The following is a 233-nucleotide window of genomic DNA, read 5'->3' as shown; positions in this document are numbered from 1 at the left end:
ATCTGCACGGTCGAAAGGAAGGTGTTCGGGTCGCGTGCGATTTGCGCGACCCTCTTGCCGCGGGCGTCTTCCTGCTCCATCTGGTCGATTTGCGATCCGCGCAGGCTGACCAGCGCCAATTCGGTGCCGGCGAACACGGAGCCGAGCAGCAGAAAAACGAAGATGAGCAGGATATTCAGGCCAAGTGACATGGTTCCAATCTAAAGCAACGGCATGTCAAAGGCGGCGTATCG

At 58.4% G+C, this 233-nt stretch carries 1 protein-coding gene; it reads right to left on the bottom strand.

The window, feature by feature from the left end; genetic code table 11:
* On the bottom strand, nucleotides 1-191 hold a 191-nt coding region (locus tag B3C64_RS07370; RefSeq protein ID WP_291534827.1), incomplete at its 3' end, for a CNNM domain-containing protein.
* Nucleotides 192-233 lie beyond the last annotated feature (42 nt).

This window comes from Bifidobacterium sp. UBA6881, from assembly GCA_002451435.1.
Classification (GTDB): domain Bacteria; phylum Actinomycetota; class Actinomycetes; order Actinomycetales; family Bifidobacteriaceae; genus Bifidobacterium.
Note: the sequence above shows the minus strand (reverse complement) of the source record. Positions and strands in the feature narration are given on the sequence as shown.